This is a genomic window from Arcobacter roscoffensis, from assembly GCF_024267655.1.
GTDB classification, from domain to species: Bacteria; Campylobacterota; Campylobacteria; order Campylobacterales; family Arcobacteraceae; genus Arcobacter_B; species Arcobacter_B roscoffensis.
The window spans coordinates 902,245-921,999 of sequence record NZ_CP100595.1 but is presented as its reverse complement, the minus strand read 5'-3'; the positions used below and the strand labels follow the sequence as shown (position 1 = coordinate 921,999).

Below are 19,755 nucleotides of genomic sequence, written 5' to 3'. Positions count from 1 at the left end.
TTTGCCTTTAGTTTTTTATTATCTGCTTTAATTCATCAAAACAAGATATTATATTTTTAATATCTAAAGTTTTTAATTCACCTATCTCTTTATCACTATTTTTTACAAAAACTTTATTTTTGATACCTGCATTTATTGCTAAGTTCATATCTGAGATTTTATCTCCTATCATCCAAGAGTTATGTAAATCTATTTCATATTTACTACAAGCTTGCTTTATCATACCTACCTTTGGTTTTCTACATTTGCAGTTATCACTTGGAAGATGAGGACAAAAAAATACATCTTTTATTTTTATGCCATTTTTTTCAAACTCTTTTATCATCCAAGAAGTAAGTTTGAAAAAGTCATCTTTAGTATAATATCCTCGTCCTATTCCAGATTGGTTTGTAACAATAATAATCTCATACCCTAAATCTCTTAAATACCTACAGATTTCAAATACTTTTTCTTTAAATTCAAAATCCTCTATTTTATAGACATAATTATTATCTATATTTATCACACCATCTCTGTCTAAAAAGATAACTTTTTGTTTAGTTTGTAAATTCATCATCTATTAGCTGACAAAAAATATGTCCAAATAAAATATGCATTTCTTGAATTCTTGGAGTGTTAGAACTTGGAACTATCAAGTTTAGATCACAAAGTTCATCCATCTCTCCTCCATCATTTCCACTCAAACCAAGAGTATTACAGCCTAAGTCTTTTGCTGTTTTAAGTGCTGTGATTATATTTTGACTATTTCCACTTGTACTAATACCTATAAATAAATCACCTTCATTTACTAAAGCTTCAACTTGCCTTGCAAATACTTTTTCATAACCATAGTCATTTCCTATGGAAGTTAAAGCACTTGTATCAGTAGTAAGAGCTATACAAGGAAGGGCTTTTCTGTTTGTCTTATATCTTCCTGTGAGTTCTGAGGCTATGTGTTGTGCATCTGCTGCGCTTCCACCATTTCCACAGATTAAAATCTTATTGCCATTTTTTAGAGTATCAAGTATAAGTTTCGAAGTTTCATTTAGCTGGTCTTCCATGCTATTTATTACACTATTTACTATACTTAAATGGTTTTGCAACTCTTGTGAAATTGTCTTAATCATTTGATTTAATCCTTTGGATTGTTGAAGTGGTACTTTTTCCTTCTACAAAATCTACAAGCCTAAGCTCTTTTACTAAATCTTGTCCAACCACTTCTTTGCCTTTATAATCCCCACCTTTTACAAGAACATCTGGGTTTAAAGCCTTGATAAGTTCATAAGGTGTATCTTCATCAAATTGCACTACATAATCTACACTTTTTAAAGCAGCTAAAGTATAAGCTCTATCTTCTTGGGGATTTATAGGTCTTGATTCTCCCTTTAATCTTTTTACAGAACTATCTGTATTCAATCCTAAAATCAAAACATCTCCAAAACTTTTTGCAACTTCAAGATACTTGATATGACCCACATGTAAAATATCAAAACAGCCATTTGTAAATACTATTTTTTTGTTTTTTTGTTTTAGCTTTTTTGATAAATTTATCATTTCATCTTTTGTTTTGATTTGAGAAGAACTTGAGTTTTGATTTAGGCTTGCTTCGTATTCTATGATTTCATCAAGTGTGGCTGTAGCACTTCCTAGTTTACCAACAACAACACCAGAAGCTAAGTTCGCAAAAGACACAGCTGTATTTATATCAAGTCCACAAGATATAGCAAAAGCAATAGAAGCTAAAACTGTATCACCAGCACCAGTAACATCATAAACTTCCCTAGCAACTGTAGGTTTAACCCTAAGTTCTTCATCAAATATCGCAATTCCCTCTTCACTTAAAGTAATCAAGGATATATCTAATTTATAATCATTTTTTAGTTTTGAAATAGCTATATATAAACTCTTTTCATCAGTAATATCTATATTTGTAGCAAGACTAGCTTCTTTTTTGTTTGGAGTTAAAAGATACGAGTTTTTGTATTTTGAATAATCACTTCCCTTTGGATCAACTAAAACTTTTTTGTTTTGTGAGTTTACTAAAGATATGATATTTTTAGTAAGAGAGTTTGTTAAAACACCCTTTCCATAATCAGATAATAAAACTAAATCATAGTTTTTTATCTGTTTTTCCAAAATCTCTAAAAGCTTCGCTTCACTCTTCTTATCTATATCAAAAGTCGTTTCTTTATCATATCTTATAATCTGTTGGTTTGAGGCTATTAGTCTACTTTTTTTTGAAGTTTCTCTATTTTTTTGAACGACTAAAAAGTTTTTTGTTTCTATGCTTTCAAGCATGGATTTTAGTTCATTGGCTATCTTATCATCACCTATAACACTTAAAGCCCCAATATTAGCTCCTAATGCGTTTAGGTTATTTACAACATTACCTGCCCCACCTAAAACATTTGTTTCTTTTGTAACTTTTAAGACAGGAACAGGAGCTTCAGGAGAGATTCTATCACATGAACCCCATAAATAGTGATCTATCATAAGATCACCAATTACTAGAATATTTGGATTTTTATTTTTAAGGTTTATAGTTTCCATGTAGCTTTTTTAGCTACTCCTTTTAGATGATATTTTAGTTATTTCCGATGAAGTATTATAACTATTGTTTTATAAAAGCAAATTTATCAGCTTTAATATTTTATCGTTTATATTTTATATTTTTAAACAATAATTTTTTTTATATTATTTAGTATTTTTTCAAGTTCACCTTGTAAACTATATATTGTATTTATAATATTTATTGCATGATTATCACTATTATCATAGTCATGTGATATTTCATTATATGTCTTTTTATCAACTGGAAAATTAAATTTTTTTTCAAGTTCTACAAAAGCTGATTTTAATTTAGAAAGATGTTTTAAACTTTCATCTAAATTATGTTCAACTTTTTGTTTATAAATTAAAGTTTTATTCCCCATTTTAATGCCTCTTGTTCTATTAGTCTATTTTTATCTGATGATTTGTTTTTTCTACTTGATTATTATGAAAAAGGTGAATTACATAATCATTAAATGAAGACTGCACTTCAAGATTTGGTATTTTTAAATAATAAAGAGTTTGTACTCCAAGTATTTCAACTCTATCAATAGTTAGATAACCACTTTGATAAAGCACTACTTCTAATTCTAAATTTTCTATATCAAAACTATTTAGTAGTTGTTCTCCTACTACTAAATTTGAAAGATTTGGTAAAAAGTAGTTTTGTGATTTTATTAGTTTCATCAAAAAAGTTGGTGTTCCTGTCTCAAACCAGTAGTTTTTATACAAGAAATCATGTGATATAAACTGCAAAATATCGAAAGGATTATACATATCACTTCCCAAAAAGTTATAGCCATTGTACCACTTCTTTAGTTTCTTCATATCCACATCTTTTAGATATGGTGCAAATGTTGTTTCTAAATCTTTTTGAGTATAACCACATACATCTGCAAACTTTTTACTAAGACTTATATCTGTAATATTATTAAGTCCACTAAATATTGATGTTTTTGTAAATTTTGAAACACCTGTTAAAAATGCAAACCGCAAGAATTCATCACTTCCTTTTATCACTGAATAAAAATCTAGAAGTATATCTCTTAGTTCATAGGCGAAATTTGTATTTTCGATATTATCTAAGATTGGTTTATCATATTCATCTATTAGTACTACTACTTTTTGTTTATACTTTTCATTGGCTTTTATTATCAACTCACTAAAACATCTTCTATTTTTATGTTCACACTTTACACCTAATCTTTTTTGATTATCTTCTAGTATCTCATCCCATCTATCATATAGTGCTTCTTTTGTTTTTAAAGAACCTTTTGCAAAGTTTATATGAATAACTGGGTATGACTTACTCCAGTCCCATTTATCTTCTATTGCAAGACCAGAAAAGTATTCTTTCTTCCCTTCAAAGATATTTTTCAAGGTATCTAAAAAAAGTGACTTTCCAAATCTTCTTGGTCTACTTAAAAACAGATATTTATAGTTTTCTATCATATTTAGTGCTATATCTGTCTTATCTACATATACATAATCATCACTTCTTATTTCACTAAATGCTTGTATTCCTATTGGCAGTTTTTTTAGACTCATATTTTACCTTGGGTTTTGTTTTTCTGTAGTCATTATATCTACTGTTTTGTGAAAGTCGGATGAAGTTTATCTATATTTCAAACTATCATATACTTTATTGTTTTTTCTTTTTCTTACATTTAATACTATTACTACTATCTCTTCTTCTTTGACTTCATATGCCAATCTATAACCAACACTTCTTAGTTTGATTTTATATACATTTTCAAAGCCACTTAATTTATCTTTGGGAACTTTAGATTCACTAAACGTTCTCTAAGTTTTTTTTATACTGTTCTTTTGTACTTGCATTTAACTTTTTCCACTCTGTATTAGAGTATCTTGTAAATTTAAGACTATAAGTAATCGATATGTACTTCTATTAATTCACTTTCATTATACTCTAACCTTTCTTCTACCTCTTTAGATAAATAATAGTCATCTATTATCTCTATCATTTTTTCATAAACATCACAAGGTACAAGATAAACACTAGCTACATTGTAATTTAGTATTGCTACTGTCTCATCACCTGCATCTTTTAATAGCTGACTAGGAGACTTTTTAAGTTCAGTTATACTGGCTGTATAGTTTTTAGTATTGTTTGCATATGAAGCTCCTTATTTAGTATGAAAAATCATACTATATATAGTGCTTTTTGGCAAAATAGTTAGTGATGAAATATAGTGAATTCATTCATTTCTTTTAATGACTACTTACTCAAATAATTTTCTTCAAAACAAATAAAAGATATAATAATTAAAAACTTTTATTAACACAAAGGTAAACATGCTAATTCTTGGAAGAAAATATAAATTTACAAAATTTGAAAAACAAAGACTAAAAAAGAAAAATATACAAACAACTATCGTAAGATATACAGATAAAGAATCAGAAGAGGTTTTAAAAGAGATAAAACAAACCCTAAAAAAAAGAAAATCTAAAACTATAGTGCTAAACACAAAAGCAACTGTAGATGATGAGATTATCAAATATCTTACAAATCTACAATTCACTCAAAACATATCGATAATAACTATAGAAAAATTCATGGAAAAATATCTAGAAAAGTGCTATATACCAGATGATCATAAAGACCTAGCATATCTAGAAAACATCAAAGCTTTTAATACCTTTGAATATATCCAAAAAAGAATTATTGACTATATAGGAGCTATAACACTACTTCTTATCTCATGGCCTATTCTTTTATATGCAAGAAAAAAGATAAAACAACAATCACCAGGAACTAGTATGTTTAAGCAACTAAGAGTTGGCAAAAACAATAGAGAGTTTAAATGTATAAAGTTTAGATCTATGAGACTAGATGCAGAAAAAGACGGGGCGCAATTTGCTAGTGAAAACGACCCTAGGATATTTGCATGGGGTGAAACTATGAGAAAAACAAGAATAGACGAAGTACCACAAATACTAAATGTCCTAAAAGGTGATATGCACTTCATAGGACCTAGACCTGAGAGAAAATACTGGATAGAGCAGTTTGAAAAAGAGATACCATACTACAATGAAAGACATCTAATAAGACCAGGTATCACAGGATGGGCACAAGTGATGTACCCGTATGGAGCAAATGCCCAAGATGCGAAACAAAAACTTATGTATGATTTATACTATATCAAATATTGGAATGCTTGGCTTGAGATAAAAGTAGTTTGGAAAACTATTTTGATTGTTCTGGGAAAGAAAGGGGTTTGATTCTTTTCTTTTATCTCTTTAAAAGTTTGATTAAAATATTCCAACATAGATAATAAAATGCTTTAATAGAAGAAAAACCTTCATACTCTCTGAACAATAAATAGTTATATTTTAAAAGCTTAAACTTATTACTAGATACTGAGTTTGACATAAGTCTATATGTAGCAAGTGGTTCTTCTATACAATAAGCATAATCAGTTTTTTTAAGTATCTTTAACCAAAGGCCATAATCTTGTCTTTTCTTAATCAAAGGCATATAAACTTTTCCAACTTTTTGAGTATCATATATTGCTGTTAGACATCCAATATAATTTGTTTTCAATAAATCTTTATATGAAAGTTTAGAAGGAGGCATTATAACTTTATCTAAAAGTTTTCCCTCCTCCGTCATAGTTTCATAAGAGCTATAAGACAAAGCACAGTCTTTTTCAGTCATAAAACTTATTTGTTTTTCTAACTTTTTAGGTTTCCACAAATCATCAGCATCTAAAAATGCTATATATCTTCCCTTTGCTTCTGCTATAGCTTTGTTTCTTGCTACTGCTGGACCACTATTTTTATCCAAATTAATAAGTTTTATTCTATTGTCTTTTTCTGTATATTCTTTTATAATTTCATTTGAATTATCTTTAGAGACATCATCAACTATAATCATTTCCCAATTTTGATAGGTTTGAGACAATACAGAATCAATTGTTCTTGAAATAACCTCTTTTGAATTATATGATGGAGTTATTATTGAAACAGTATACATTAATAATTAGCCAATTTTTCAATATTATTATTAGTTTGGTGAAATGATTTTGCAATATAGTAGTTAAAAACTGCATATCTATGACCTTCTTCTATAGACATACCGGTATGAAGTCCTCTAATATCTGCTAAAATCAAAGTACCTTTAGGAGCTGTAAAATAACTAATTTCAGAATCAAGTATTTTACAACATTCTTTAATTTCATCATCATTGTACCTAAAACTAGAAATAGGTTTATGATTTCTTAGTTTGAATAAAACTTTTTTAATATTTTTTAAAGTGTGTGAACCTTTTATATACATAAAAGGTCCATTACTCATTTCAACATCACTTAAATATGCAATTGCTTTAAATTGTCTAGAAAAGCTATCTCTATGCCAACTACCACCTGACCCAAACTTTTGATTATTATCAGTAGTTATTTTTGCAGCCATTGTAGTTTGAAGTACTAAGTCATCCCCTAAATAAGCCTCTCCTATTTTTTTAAAATCATTATTATCATGAAACAATCTTTTATGAATAGGACTTATTTTCTCAATACCAAATATTCTTTTATCATTTTCATAATACTTAACATATTTCTTATCAATAGATTCATATGCATCTATCATATTTTTACATTCCTCTTCTGTAAAAAAATCAGGTATCACTACTACACCATCTTTATATAAAGTTTGTAAATAGTTATTTAAAGGTTCTTCAATCTTTTCTCTAGGTTTTAACTTATTTTCTTTAAATTTTAAAGCCATAAAAAATAGACTTTTATTACTTTTAATTATTTTTTTAATCATTATTTTTTTCCTTAACATCATAAGTTTTCACTACTTTTGCAGGCATTCCTGCAACAATACAATTTGACGGTATATTTTTAGTTACAACAGAGTTTGCACCAATAACTACATTGTCTCCAATCTTTACTCCTGGATTTATATAAACATTTGTTCCAATCAACACATTATTTCCAATATAAACATTACCTATTTTATCTTTTTTAATTTTATTTAAAATATATTCAGTTGTATCAATTGATATAGTGTAAATTCTAACATTATGAGCTATGCTAACATTGTTACCGATAATAACTTTAGTATCTTTTCCCATTGTTATATGAGAAAAAAAGCTAATATACGAATTATCACCCACTTGTATTTTTCCATCACCATAAATTTTAATAAAGTAGCCATTAAATCTAAAATCTTTTGGTAATTTATATTTCTTTTTATAATAGTTATACCTAAAAATGTTAAAAATTAAACTAAGAGATTTTTCAAAAAAATAATTTAACATTAATACTCCTTAAAACATATTTTATTAGTTTTTAATAAATAAACAAATAAAACAAAAGCCCAAAATAAATAATTTGTTAATATCTCATTAAAATTCATTAAAAACAACATTCCAAAAAAATAAGAAGACAAAAGTAAATACATATTATAATTTACTTTTTTCAAACTTTTAATATCTATTAATAATTTAAATAAAAATGAAATAAATATAATAAAAAATAAAAAACCTAGCTCTGCGAAAATTTGTAATATACCAGACTCTGTCGATGTATGTACTAAACCTTGTTGAAAACTATGAAAATTTCCTAGCCCTATACCAAAAGGATATTCTATTCCTATTCTTAGTGCCTCATAAAATTGTTTTACTCTTTCAGAATTTGAATTCTCTAATAAGGTAATTGTTTTTTCAAACCTTCCTGCAAAACTATTAGTGAAATTAAAAATAAAACTTTCATCTATATTATAAAAGTATAAAAAAACTAAAAATACAGCTAACAGTAATATTAATAACTTAAAAAAATTAACTTTTCGAATAAGAAGTAATAAAGCTACAATTAAAAAAGTTGCAATGTTTTGTCTAGATAAAGGTAATATTAAAATAAATAGAGACAAAATAAAACTAATAATAAGGTAAATATTCGTAAAAAAACTATTACCATTCATAATTAAAACAAAAAGTATTAATATTGGAATAAGTATATAATGATTATAAGAAGAGTTTATTGCAAACCCTGATTCAATCATTATATGTCTTGAAATTAAAAAATTATTAAAATCTATATCTAAAAAAACAAATATATATAGTGTATGTAATAGTAATCCTAAAGAGAAAAAAGTTATTAGACCTGACTTTGTAATCAAAATTCTTTCATTTGATGAAATAATTAGAAAAACAGTATATACTAAAACTATTCCAAATAATTGTTTTACAAATATACTATAATTAATATTTATAAAAGGTGTTATATAAAAAGAGAATAAAAACATATATATTAATATAAAAAAAGTATAGTTGAAACTCATTTTAAATTTATATCTTTTTAATTGTGTAAAAAGATATAAAAACAATAAAAATATTCCAAATTGTCTCGTTGTAAATAATTCAATATTTAAATTAAAATATATACATACTAATGAAAAAATCAGAATGTATTTCTGCATAATTTTGGACATTAATATAATATTTTTCTTAGTATTTTTAAAAATGGGTTTAGACATTTATTTAAGATATCTACATTTTTAAAATAAAGTAAATATGAAAGTTTTGACTTATTAGAAGTTAAGTAACACAGTAGTGAATACATAGTTAAATGATCTGAAATTTCATCATTTTGAGGATTAGATACATATTTTCTTGGCAATATTGCAGAATGAGAAGAAATAGAGTTATATAAAGATATATGTTCTATAGACTTTAATAAAACACTAGAATTAATATTACAAACTTCTGAAATATTTTCACAAAGTTTTATTCTATTATATTTCTCTAAATAAATCTTTGAATAATCTATATCTTTTTTCGAATAAAAACTATCATAATTATTTATAAAGTCTAAAATTTTATTTTCTAAATTATTAAAATCATTAAAAAGAATATCATACTCAGATAAATGATTATTTGTAGCACCTTTCATTTTTTCATAACTTAAAATATTTAAACCTAACAGTTGTGCTTCTGCAACAACTCTAGCCGCACCTTCATATTTTGATGCAATAATTAAACCCTTTGACTGTAACATTAAGTCTTTAATTAACTTTTTAGATAGTTGGTAACCTTTAGGATTATTTATCTCAATATATGTAATATTTTTTTTATCTAAAGAATTTATGCTATTTAATTTTCTATAAATAAAATACTTTAATATTTTATTGTAAACTCCAGAAAGACTTCGATTTACTATTAAAACCTTTATATTAACATCTTTTTTTATTAATTTATTTATAGTATCAATTACTTTTATAAGGTTTTTATTTCTTGAAACATTCCCAATAAAAATTAAATCATAATATTTTTCTAAAACATTTTCTTTAATTTCAAAATCTTTTCCAATAAAATTATATCCATTTAAATTAATTCGTGGCATAGTACTATTCTCAATTTTTAGAACATTATCTTCTGCTAAATAAAAATCGATATATGTTAAGTCTTCTTCTAACTTATAAAAAGACCCAAAATACATACCAAGTATATATTTACTTTTTAATTTACTAATTATTTCTTTTGGCATTTTTTCAAGTAACTTAATTTCTAAATGTTTAAAAATTAAGATTCCTTTACCTGTTGTATCCATTTTATCAACCATTAAAAAAGGCATTATTTATCTCTCCAATTATTTAAAACTTTTAACCAAGGCATTTTTACTATTTTTTGACTTATATAAATATACCAAATTGAGGCTAGTAAAAAAGAGCAAAATGTACCAATTGCTGCACCATCAAGTCCTATATATATTATCAATAAGTAGCTAAAAAAAATGTTAGAAAGAATACTTATTAAAAAATCCATCATAACATAATTTGTTCTTTCAGCATGAATTAAGTATAAACCGAAAATCTGTTTTATTCCACGTAAGAAAAAAGCAAAACTCATCCAAAAAAATATCGAAATGGAATTTAAATATTCATTATCAACTAAATATGGATAAAAATAACATATGAAAAAAATATATATAATAGATAAAATACATAAAGTTATAAAATATAAATATGAATATTTTACAATATTACTTTTTGATTTATCAGTAATATTGTTCATTTCTTTATAAAAGAAAGGGCTCCATGCTTTAATAATTGAGTTACTTAATATTTTTATGCCCGATGCAAATGTAACACCAACAAGTAATATACCTACACTTTCTCTTGAAAGCAAAAAATCTACTAAAAATCTATCACTTACTGTAACAATTATCCCGCCTAATAAGTATGGCACAAAAGGAACTGATATTTTAAGAATTCTTAAAATTGTATTTTTATCAACACTTTTAAGAGAAATTTCATAATTAATAGAAAATACAATTAATGAAAAAACTAAAACTAAAATATTAGAAAATATCAGTCCATAAACCAATGCTTCCCAAGAGTAACCTTTTATAACAAGTATTATAGTTAATAAATAATTTGAAGTATATTTAGTTATCTCAAAAAAGGAAAATAATTTAAAATTACCAATATTACGATAGTGAGATAAGACTATATTATATAACTGTGTAGAAAAACACAATATAGGTAAAAAAAGCAAAAAATAAAAGTCAATATCTATTTCTGTAAAAAGACTGAAAAAATACATAAAAAAAAGAAAAACAAAAGTACAGAAGAATGTGATAAATAGTATATTTGACAATATTTTAGAAATATTATCAGGTTCTTTAAAGAACAACATTTCAAAACTTCTATAGCTTTCTAAACCAATAAATGCTCCGATTATTAAAAAAAAAGATTGATAAATAGAAAAAGTACCTAAAGCTTCACTCGTTAAGTAATGAGTATAAAAAGGAACAGCAAAAAAAGGAATCAATGAAAGAAACATTGAAAGTATAAGGTATTGAAAACTTTTTTTAATTAACACTATTTAATTCCAAAACTTTAATTTTATTAGCATAGTCGTGATAAACTTTATCTATAGATTCTTTATATATAGATTTTTCATAATCAAACTTAAAAGCATTACTATTACAGCAATAGATTTTATTCATTGTAAAAAGTGCTGTTGAATAAAAAGATGCTACTACTTGAGGGATAAAAGATTCATTTAAACCAAATAATTCTACAGGATAATCTATCTTTTTTATCTTTAGATTAGAAATATTTTTTTCTAGTAACTTTAACTTATTCTTATTCTCTTCTCTATGAGGTATATATATTATTTTAGTTTTTATATAATAAATAGCAATCTCTTTAATACATCTAATATAATATTCTTCAGAAACAATATCCAATTCACTTAATTTTGTTCCTAAAAATAATACAAAGTTAGCTTTTTCTTTATTTTTGATTTTATTTTTTAACATCGAAAAACTATTACTATATATTTGTTGACCTTCTAATGGATCTAGATCAAAAAAAGTAAAAAAATCAAAATTATTCATATTGTTAAATTTTGATTGTATTACAATAGATTTAGCCCCATCATCAAGTAAAATTATTTTTTTCTTATTTATATTTTTCATTAATATCTTCATAAAACCTGATTCAAAATTACCTAAGAATAGTTTTTTTACTCTTTTATTCAAATAAAAAAAGAGCATTTTAAAAAAAGTAATTTTCAAGTAATCTAATAACGTTTTATTCTTTGCATTTAAAGAAAAAACATAAGACATATCCTTAACTTTAAGACACTTTAATAATTTTAAAATTTGATTATCATTTTCCTTACTATTTGACAACCTAATTAATATCTTATACTTTTTAATACCAAAATAATTGATTGCTTCATATGCACTTAAAAGTTGTAAAGGTGACTCAACTATAAATAAATTTAAGTACATTTAATGAACTTCACTATTTTAAAATCTATTTCTTCATCTATATCAATAGAGCTTTTTCTATCCATTTTATAAGCATATATATTTTCTTTTAAAAAGAAACTTTTTTCTTCCAATAGTTTAGTGGTTTTACATATATAAATAGCTCCATTTAGTCTATAGTACTTTTCTAAGTCTTGACTTCGTTTATTTAAAACTTCTTTTCTTAAGAAGTCTTGCATTGAAAGACCTTCATTCAAAGTATTTGACCAAAGTGGAGAATGTTCCATCTCACATACACTTATTATTGCATCTGCATTTTTATTTTCAAGAAGTTCAATTGCTTCATTTATATGTTTTTCATTTCTCAATGGACTTGTAGGTTGAAGTAAAACTATATAATCATATCTTTCAAGATTACTAATGGTATGCTTAATAACATCAAAAGTAGAGGCTGTATCACTTGCAAATTCATCAGGTCGTTTCATAGTTTCTGCTTCAAATTTTTTGGAAATCTCTAAAATCACATCATCATCGCTTGAAACAACAACCTTATCTATATATTTACTATTCAATCCTTCTTCTATAGTCCAAGCAATTAATGGTTTACCACACAAATCAAGTACATTTTTTCCAGGTAATCTTTTACTACCACCACGTGCAGGAATAATCCCTAAAAAAGTTTTTCCATTTAACATTAAAACACCCCGTCATATTCTTCATTCGCTTTTTTATATTCTTCAATTCTTCCGATATCTAACCAATATTCTCTAAGTGGAAAAGAAATAGCATTTTCATTTTCACTTATAAGCTTTTCAAAAAGTGTTGGCATATCATAAAACTCATTTTCAGGTATATATTTTAGTACCTCTGGACTTAGCATATAAATACCTGCACTTACAAAAAAGTTATGTGTTGGTTTTTCTTCTATTGACTTTATTCTACTTCCTTCAATATTTACAACTCCATAAGGAACTTGAAAATCATACTCTCTTACACACATCGTTCCCATAGAGTTGTTATTAGTATGAAAATCATGAAGATGTTCAAAATTTACATTTGTAAGTAAGTCTCCATTCATCACAAAAAATGGTTCGGTTGGTTTTTCTTTTAGTAGGCTTAAAGCTCCTGCTGTTCCCATTCGCTGTTCTTCTAATATATACTCTATATTTACACCAAATTCTTTACCATCATCAAAATAGTCTTGTATAACATGCGATTTATAATTTACACACATCACTATATTTGTATATCCATATTCTGCAAACTTTTCTACTATAGTTTGTAAAATTGGTTTATTTCCTACTTTTAACATCGGTTTTGGGGTGTTTTCTGTAAGAGGTCGAAGCCTAGTACCAAGTCCTCCTACCATTAAAATAACTTTATTTATTTTATCTTTTGGTTTTATTAGTTCTTCTATTTCTTGTATACCTAAAATTTTTCCACTATCATCTACTATTGGAATTTGATGAAGTTTTTTTGAAAGTGCCAGTTTTAAAATCTCTTCTTTAGTATTACTAATTTTTGCAATAGTTGGTGTTTTAAAAATTATAGTTTCTACAGAATTATTTAAATCCAAACCTTTTAATAATCCTCTTCTAATATCCCCATCAGTTAAGGTTCCTAGTAACTTATCATCCTCATCAACTATTAAAGCAATTTGTAATGCTCCATTATCTATAATTTGTAATGCTTCTTTTATCGTAGAATCTATACTTAGTTTTATATTTTGTATATTTTTCATAATATTTCCTTTAAAAGTATAAAACTCTCTGCATATTCATATCCACATGTCGCACCTCTTAAAGTTGCTAAAGCTTTTATATTTCTCTCGCTACGTGGAAATGGGTGTTCTGATATTTCGCTTTCAAACACTTTCATAATATCAATCTTTTTGTTAATAAACTCACTTATATCAACAAAAGAATTAGGTATAAAACTATCTTCTTTAGTACTTGGTGCAAATTCTGTTTCACTAAGTGTTTCTATCATATATATTTTTTTAATAAATGGGTAACGAAATGATTTTGTGCAACTATAACTTGCTTCAAATATTTTTCTATGATCACTATGTACATCTCCTTTAAAAGGAAGATAAACAATATTTGGTTGAATCTCATTTATAACTTCTGAAATTTTACTTACTAGTTCAGTCATACTATATTCATCTACTTGCATTGTTTTAAGTCTAAGATTATGAACACTATCAAAATCATAAAGTTTTGATACCTCTTCAATCTCTTTTTCTCTTTTTTCATAGTAATTGTGTTTTTTATCGATTGTCGTACAAATAAGCCAATGAATCTCATCACCATTTACTTTATGCTTAAGTAAGGTTCCGCCACATCCTAATGTTTCATCATCTGGATGAACTGCTATAATTAAAACTTTATTTTTCATAATAATTCTACTTTTAAGGGATCTTCAACTTTTGCTATCATAGATTTAAAATCTATAGTTTTTATAATTTCGTAAGCTTTGTTACCACTGTTTCCATCACCATATGGGTTTTTTAAATTGCTCAAATTATTAAGAAAATCCTCTGAGGTAGCTTTATCTATATTTTTACCAATTTCTTCATAGTTTGTCCCGCAAAAAAGTACATTTTTTTCTGAATATCTTCCCCTTTGTCTTAACCCAACATTTATTGCAGGTATTTTTAAACTTGCTGCCTCACAAATACCAGATGAAGAGTTACCTATGATAAATTTTGAATGTTTATATATAGACATAAAAATATTTCTGTCTAGGTTTTTATAAAATATAAAATTTTTATTATCTTTATATTCTTCTATTACCTTTACAAGTTTTTGATTCCCTTCATCAACATTTGGATAGCTTACAAATGTATTAATTTTTCTTTCTTCAAGATTTTTTAGTATGTTTTCAAAATAAGTATCTACATTTTCTACTTCTTCTGTAATTGGATGAAATATCATTAATGCAAAATTTTCAAAGTCACTTTTTATATCAAAAACATTTTTTATCTTTTCTTTTTCTAGTGGTTGAAATTGTACGAATTTATCAAGCGAAATATTTCCAGTTACAAATACTCTCATAGAATCTTCCCCCATTCGAACTAGTCTTTTTTTATGTTCTTCTAGAGTTACAAAATGTGAAGTTGAAAGTTTTGATGTTGCATGGCGAATAGGATTATCAATATATCCATCTTCTACATGATCTCCTGCAAATACATGTACTGTTGGAATATTTAAATAACCACCAATCATCGAATATATTATCACATCTTCTCTATCACCTGCATATATCATCAAATCTGGATTAAATTTTGCAATAGTTTCTAAACTATTTTGAAACAATAAACTAGCACTTTTTGCTCGTGAAAGGCCTGTATCAGAATTTAACAACGTTTCTATTTCTAATAATATATCAAACCCATCTTTTCTTATTTGATTAACACTATATCCAAAATTTGTAGACAAATGAGCCCCACTTACGATGATTTTAAAATCAATTTCTTTATCTTCATCAAGTAGTCTATAAAGTGGTGACATCAAGTCATAATCAGACCGAATAGAACTAAAAGCTAATATCTTTTTCATTAAAATACATCCGATATAATCAAATCTTTTTTAAACTCAATACCCTCTAAAGAAATATCAAATAACCTATATCCAAAAATATAATCAAACTCTTTTTTATCTAAATGTTTATCTAAACTATGGTCTAGCAATAAATTATATTTTTTATCTCTATCAAGATTTGAAAAATCAACACCGTTAAATATTATGTCAAAATTCCCTTCAAACTCTTTTAGAATATTGTTATTTTTTTTAAAATAGTTTTGGTTTGCTTTAGCTAGTCTCCACTCTAGATTTTCTTTATTTTGTATATTAAAAGATATTGCATTTGGATAACTCTTTCTTTCTATTTGTTGCAATTCATCATAAGAAAAATTAGCAACATATAAATCTTCTTCAAGTATCCAATCTAATCGTTTTTTAAATCCTGGAGCTGATTTTTTATTTGGGAAGCCACATACAAATTTGTAACCTAACCCATTAGCTTTCTCATAGACTTCATTTGCTTGTTCAATAAAAATACCATATTTTCTATAAGCTAAGTCCACCATAGTTGTCATTGAAAGAACAGCATCTAAATTTTTCTGATTGAGTATAAATCTTATTGGAATTACGGCATAATGCCCAACAAGTTTTTCTCCATCAAAATAAAGTGAAACTATTGGATTTCCATTTGGATTTTCAATATATGCCCAGTCCCAAAGACTTTCATCCATTTTACTGCCAAAACTATGTTCAAATAAGTCTAAAATTTGTGCCTTATATTGTAATAACTCACTTTTATCATTAATCATAATTTTTCTAAATTCAATAGGAACATAAAGTTCAGCTTCTCCATATGTCACTATTTTCTTATCAACTCTACATACGGTTTTAAATTTTACTCTTCTTTTTTCTAAATCAATACCTGTTACTGTAACAATAGCTTCAACGGTATCATTAATATAAACAGGTTTTTTAAAGTTTAAAGATTGATAAGTATACACACAACCTTCTCCTGGAATTTTAGTACCAAACAAAGCAGAAAAATAAGAGGCTGTCATCATTCCATGAGCTATTCTTTTTTTAAATCTTGAATTATTGGCATAATTTTCATCTAGATGAACTGGATTTCTATCTCCTGACAATCCTGCGAACTCCTTAATATCTGTATCAGTAATAGTTTGAGAATAACTTACAGTCATCCCAATTTCAATTTCTTCAAGTGGAATTTTATTAAAAACTAATGATTTACTCATATTATTTCATCCTCTTTATAATCTTTAGTTGCTATTGTTCCAACTATCTCATCCCATCGCATAGGATTTATTCCATTACCTGGTCTTTTTATAGCAAGATTATCTTTATCTAAAATTTCACCTCTTTTTATTTCAGATTTTGCAACTATAGATTTTCTAGCTATTTTCATATTTGGGATTTCACTTTTTGATGGTTTTTTTACACTACTTCCAAGAGCTAACTCTATATTTCGTATAGCATCTACCATAGCTTTTAATTCAGCTGGCTCTAAACTTGCTTTATGGTCGGGCCCGTCCATTGTCTTATCTAAAGTAAAATGCTTTTCAATACAGCTTGCTCCCATAGCAACTGCAGCAATATCAACTTCTATTCCTAAGGTATGGTCACTATACCCAAAGTCAATATCAAATGTATTTCCTATAGTTACCATAGCTTTTAGATTTACATCTTCCATAGGTGTTGGATACATAGTATTTGCATGTAGTACTGTGATATTTTCTTTTTTTGTGCCTGCTTCATGAAGTACATCTAAAGCATCTTCTATCTCACCAATATCTGCCATACCTGTTGAAAGAACTACTTTTTTGTTTAGCTCTCCTATATATCTAAGATATGGTAAATTTGTAATTTCACCACTTGGTATTTTAAATATTTCAAGTCCTAAATCATTTAATAGTTCAATACTATCATGGTCAAACGGAGTAGATAGAAACATAATATTTTTAGTTTTACAATAAGCCATTAGTTCTTTATGTGTATCCATATCAAGTTCAAGTTTTTTTATCATATCAAATTGTGATTCTTTTGTATCAGTAGTTTGTTTTTGATAATCTGCTTTTTGTGCATTTTTTGAAACTAATTTTTCTGCCTTAAATGTCTGAAATTTAACTGCATCTGCTCCACTTTCACTAGCTACATCAATCAACTCTTTTGCAAGTTCGATTGAACCATTATGGTTTACTCCTGCTTCTGCGATTATAAATACTTTATTCACTTTACTAAACTCCCCGCTTTTATAAATCCATTTATATCTATATATTGTTTGGAAGTTGCATTACTTCCAAAAAAACTATTTTCTTTTACTGTAACCCCACCATTTATTACACTTGCTGTCGAAATATGACAATTATCTTCTATAACACTATCATGTTCAATAAGTGCTTTTGTGTTTATTATACAGTTTTTACCTATTTTTGAATTTGCATTTACAAGAACATGATGCATAATAACTGTTCCTTCATTCACATCTACATATTTTGAAACATAAGCAAATGGTGAAATAATTACGGGTAAATTAAATCCTATTTGTTTTAATTTATTATAAATTTTAATTCTTATTTGGTTTGATTCAATTTGTCCTACTGTTATAATTGCATTTTCACAAGTTTGAAAAATTGTATCTAAATCATCATCACAAGCAATAACTTTATAATTCAAAACTTTTTTACCTATATTTTCTTTTATATCTACTATTCCAATAATTTCATATTTATTTTCTTGCTCAATTACATCAATAACACTATGACAGTGTCCTCCACCACCAATAAGAACTATTTTTTCTTTCATTATAAAATCACCGAACTAGGTATATTTACAACTCTTTTTTCAAGATATTTCGCATTTTTCAAATCTGTTTTTTGACAATCTTTGAACATTTCAAGTTCATTCATTAGCTTCCAAATTGGTCTTGTCATTACACCATTTTTATTTGTAAAGTCTAAAAATTCATTTCTTTGATTTTCATCGTCCAGTAAAATAGCCTGAAGCCAATAATTTGATTTTGAATCTTTTGGTTCAGTAATAAATTTTATATTGTTTTCTAAAAAGAATTCTTTATATTTTGTGGCTAAATTTCTTTTTGATTCTAAAAATTTATCAATTTGTTCTAACTGAGCTACTAAAAGTGCTGCATTAATATTTGGAAGTCGATAATTATATCCTATCTCGTCATGTACATATTCATATGGATGAGGGACTTTTGCTGTAGTAGTGATATGCTTCGCTTTTTTTGCTAATGATTCATCATCTGTAACGATAACTCCACCACCACCAGAAGTTATGATTTTATTTCCATTAAAAGAAAATGCTCCAACTTTTCCAAAAGTTCCTGTATGTTTGTCTTTATAGTAACCGCCTAAACTTTCAGCTGCATCTTCTACTAAGGAAATATACCAAATATCACAAATTTCATTTATCTCATTTATTCTACAAGCGTGTCCAAATGTATGCATTGGAACGCATGCTTTTATAGTTTTTCCAGTTGTTTTATTTATACATTTATTTTCTATAATTTCACAATTTGTTTCTAAGAAGTTCTTAAGTGATTCAGGACTTAAACCCATCGTATCTAAATCAACATCCACAAATATAGGTTTTGCTCCTATATAACTGATAGCATTACAAGTTGCAATAAAAGTAAGTGGTTGAGTGATAACTTCATCATCTTTTTTCACATCTGCTAAAAGTAGTGAAATATGAAGTGCAGCTGTTCCGTTTACAGTTGCTATCGCATACTTACTTCCAACTCTTTTTGCAAACTCTTTTTCAAAAGTATCTACATATTTTCCAACACTTGATACAAATGTAGAATCGATACAATCATTTAAATACTTCTTTTCATTACCTATAAATCTCGGCTCATGTAAAGGGATAAACTCATTTGTATTAAATGTTTGTTTTATAAAATCAACTGTTTTTTGCAT

The 19,755-nt window shown here is 26.4% G+C and carries 23 protein-coding genes; 1 reads left to right on the top strand and 22 read right to left on the bottom strand.

Annotation, left to right across the window (positions count from 1 at the left end):
• Positions 1–7: 7 nt before the first annotated feature.
• The 7 genes from gmhB to NJU99_RS14955 form a co-directional block, all read right to left on the bottom strand.
• Positions 8–556 (bottom strand): D-glycero-beta-D-manno-heptose 1,7-bisphosphate 7-phosphatase, encoded by a 549-nt coding sequence (gmhB, locus tag NJU99_RS04475; RefSeq protein WP_254577528.1) that lies wholly within the window; start codon positions 554–556, stop codon positions 8–10.
• Complete coding sequence (gene gmhA, locus NJU99_RS04470) at positions 537–1,106, bottom strand: D-sedoheptulose 7-phosphate isomerase (protein WP_254577527.1); 570 nt, start codon at positions 1,104–1,106, stop codon at positions 537–539. Before gmhA ends, gmhB begins: the two co-directional genes overlap by 20 nt.
• Positions 1,099–2,529 (bottom strand): D-glycero-beta-D-manno-heptose-7-phosphate kinase, encoded by a 1,431-nt coding sequence (gene rfaE1, locus NJU99_RS04465; protein ID WP_254577526.1) that lies wholly within the window; start codon positions 2,527–2,529, stop codon positions 1,099–1,101. Before rfaE1 ends, gmhA begins: the two co-directional genes overlap by 8 nt.
• Before the next feature lie 122 nt (positions 2,530–2,651).
• Entirely contained in the window at positions 2,652–2,912 is a 261-nt protein-coding gene (locus NJU99_RS04460; RefSeq protein ID WP_254577525.1) for a hypothetical protein, read from the bottom strand.
• A 19-nt stretch (positions 2,913–2,931) separates the two neighbouring features.
• Positions 2,932–4,077 (bottom strand): ATP-binding protein, encoded by a 1,146-nt coding sequence (locus NJU99_RS04455; protein WP_254577524.1) that lies wholly within the window; start codon positions 4,075–4,077, stop codon positions 2,932–2,934.
• Positions 4,078–4,143: 66 nt separating this feature from the next.
• Entirely contained in the window at positions 4,144–4,269 is a 126-nt protein-coding gene (locus NJU99_RS04450; protein WP_254578075.1) for a hypothetical protein, read from the bottom strand.
• Between the two features lie 143 nt (positions 4,270–4,412).
• Entirely contained in the window at positions 4,413–4,634 is a 222-nt protein-coding gene (locus tag NJU99_RS14955) for a type II toxin-antitoxin system Phd/YefM family antitoxin (protein ID WP_346731819.1), read from the bottom strand.
• A 211-nt stretch (positions 4,635–4,845) separates the two neighbouring features.
• On the opposite strand from NJU99_RS14955, the gene NJU99_RS04445 reads away from it, so the two are divergent.
• Positions 4,846–5,772, top strand: coding sequence for a sugar transferase (locus NJU99_RS04445; RefSeq protein ID WP_254577523.1), 927 nt, complete (start codon positions 4,846–4,848; stop codon positions 5,770–5,772).
• A 10-nt stretch (positions 5,773–5,782) separates the two neighbouring features.
• On the opposite strand, the gene NJU99_RS04440 is transcribed toward NJU99_RS04445, so the two are convergent.
• The 15 genes from NJU99_RS04440 to NJU99_RS04370 form a co-directional block, all read right to left on the bottom strand.
• A complete protein-coding gene (locus NJU99_RS04440) occupies positions 5,783–6,526 on the bottom strand; it encodes a glycosyltransferase family 2 protein (protein ID WP_254577522.1) in 744 nt (247 codons plus the stop codon).
• A complete protein-coding gene (locus tag NJU99_RS04435) occupies positions 6,526–7,317 on the bottom strand; it encodes a phytanoyl-CoA dioxygenase family protein (RefSeq protein ID WP_254577521.1) in 792 nt (263 codons plus the stop codon). The genes NJU99_RS04440 and NJU99_RS04435 overlap by 1 nt, the downstream gene beginning before the upstream one ends.
• On the bottom strand, positions 7,310–7,813 hold the full coding sequence (locus tag NJU99_RS04430) for an acyltransferase (RefSeq protein WP_254577520.1): 504 nt from the start codon (positions 7,811–7,813) through the stop codon (positions 7,310–7,312). Before NJU99_RS04430 ends, NJU99_RS04435 begins: the two co-directional genes overlap by 8 nt.
• Entirely contained in the window at positions 7,813–8,556 is a 744-nt protein-coding gene (locus NJU99_RS04425) for an O-antigen ligase family protein (protein ID WP_254577519.1), read from the bottom strand. The genes NJU99_RS04430 and NJU99_RS04425 overlap by 1 nt, the downstream gene beginning before the upstream one ends.
• A 428-nt stretch (positions 8,557–8,984) precedes the next feature.
• A complete protein-coding gene (locus NJU99_RS04420; RefSeq protein ID WP_254577518.1) occupies positions 8,985–10,127 on the bottom strand; it encodes a glycosyltransferase in 1,143 nt (380 codons plus the stop codon).
• On the bottom strand, positions 10,127–11,377 hold the full coding sequence (locus NJU99_RS04415) for an oligosaccharide flippase family protein (protein WP_254577517.1): 1,251 nt from the start codon (positions 11,375–11,377) through the stop codon (positions 10,127–10,129). Before NJU99_RS04415 ends, NJU99_RS04420 begins: the two co-directional genes overlap by 1 nt.
• A complete protein-coding gene (locus NJU99_RS04410) occupies positions 11,367–11,978 on the bottom strand; it encodes a polysialyltransferase family glycosyltransferase (RefSeq protein WP_488153834.1) in 612 nt (203 codons plus the stop codon). Before NJU99_RS04410 ends, NJU99_RS04415 begins: the two co-directional genes overlap by 11 nt.
• Positions 11,979–12,286: 308 nt before the next feature.
• Positions 12,287–12,970, bottom strand: a complete 684-nt coding sequence (locus NJU99_RS04405) for an acylneuraminate cytidylyltransferase family protein (protein ID WP_254577515.1) — start codon at positions 12,968–12,970, stop codon at positions 12,287–12,289.
• Positions 12,970–14,016: a nucleotidyltransferase family protein gene (locus NJU99_RS04400; protein WP_254577514.1), complete on the bottom strand. Its 1,047-nt coding sequence runs from the start codon at positions 14,014–14,016 to the stop codon at positions 12,970–12,972. Before NJU99_RS04400 ends, NJU99_RS04405 begins: the two co-directional genes overlap by 1 nt.
• On the bottom strand, positions 14,013–14,672 hold the full coding sequence (locus NJU99_RS04395; RefSeq protein ID WP_254577513.1) for a PIG-L deacetylase family protein: 660 nt from the start codon (positions 14,670–14,672) through the stop codon (positions 14,013–14,015). Before NJU99_RS04395 ends, NJU99_RS04400 begins: the two co-directional genes overlap by 4 nt.
• Entirely contained in the window at positions 14,669–15,835 is a 1,167-nt protein-coding gene (neuC, locus tag NJU99_RS04390) for a UDP-N-acetylglucosamine 2-epimerase (RefSeq protein WP_254577512.1), read from the bottom strand. The genes NJU99_RS04395 and neuC overlap by 4 nt, the downstream gene beginning before the upstream one ends.
• A complete protein-coding gene (locus NJU99_RS04385) occupies positions 15,835–17,052 on the bottom strand; it encodes a GNAT family N-acetyltransferase (RefSeq protein ID WP_254577511.1) in 1,218 nt (405 codons plus the stop codon). The genes neuC and NJU99_RS04385 overlap by 1 nt, the downstream gene beginning before the upstream one ends.
• Positions 17,049–18,047 (bottom strand): N-acetylneuraminate synthase, encoded by a 999-nt coding sequence (gene neuB, locus NJU99_RS04380; RefSeq protein WP_254577510.1) that lies wholly within the window; start codon positions 18,045–18,047, stop codon positions 17,049–17,051. The genes NJU99_RS04385 and neuB overlap by 4 nt, the downstream gene beginning before the upstream one ends.
• The gene (locus NJU99_RS04375) at positions 18,044–18,619 is read right to left on the bottom strand and encodes a NeuD/PglB/VioB family sugar acetyltransferase (RefSeq protein WP_254577509.1); all 576 of its coding nucleotides are present in this window, start codon (positions 18,617–18,619) and stop codon (positions 18,044–18,046) included. Before NJU99_RS04375 ends, neuB begins: the two co-directional genes overlap by 4 nt.
• A complete protein-coding gene (locus NJU99_RS04370; RefSeq protein ID WP_254577508.1) occupies positions 18,619–19,755 on the bottom strand; it encodes a LegC family aminotransferase in 1,137 nt (378 codons plus the stop codon). Before NJU99_RS04370 ends, NJU99_RS04375 begins: the two co-directional genes overlap by 1 nt.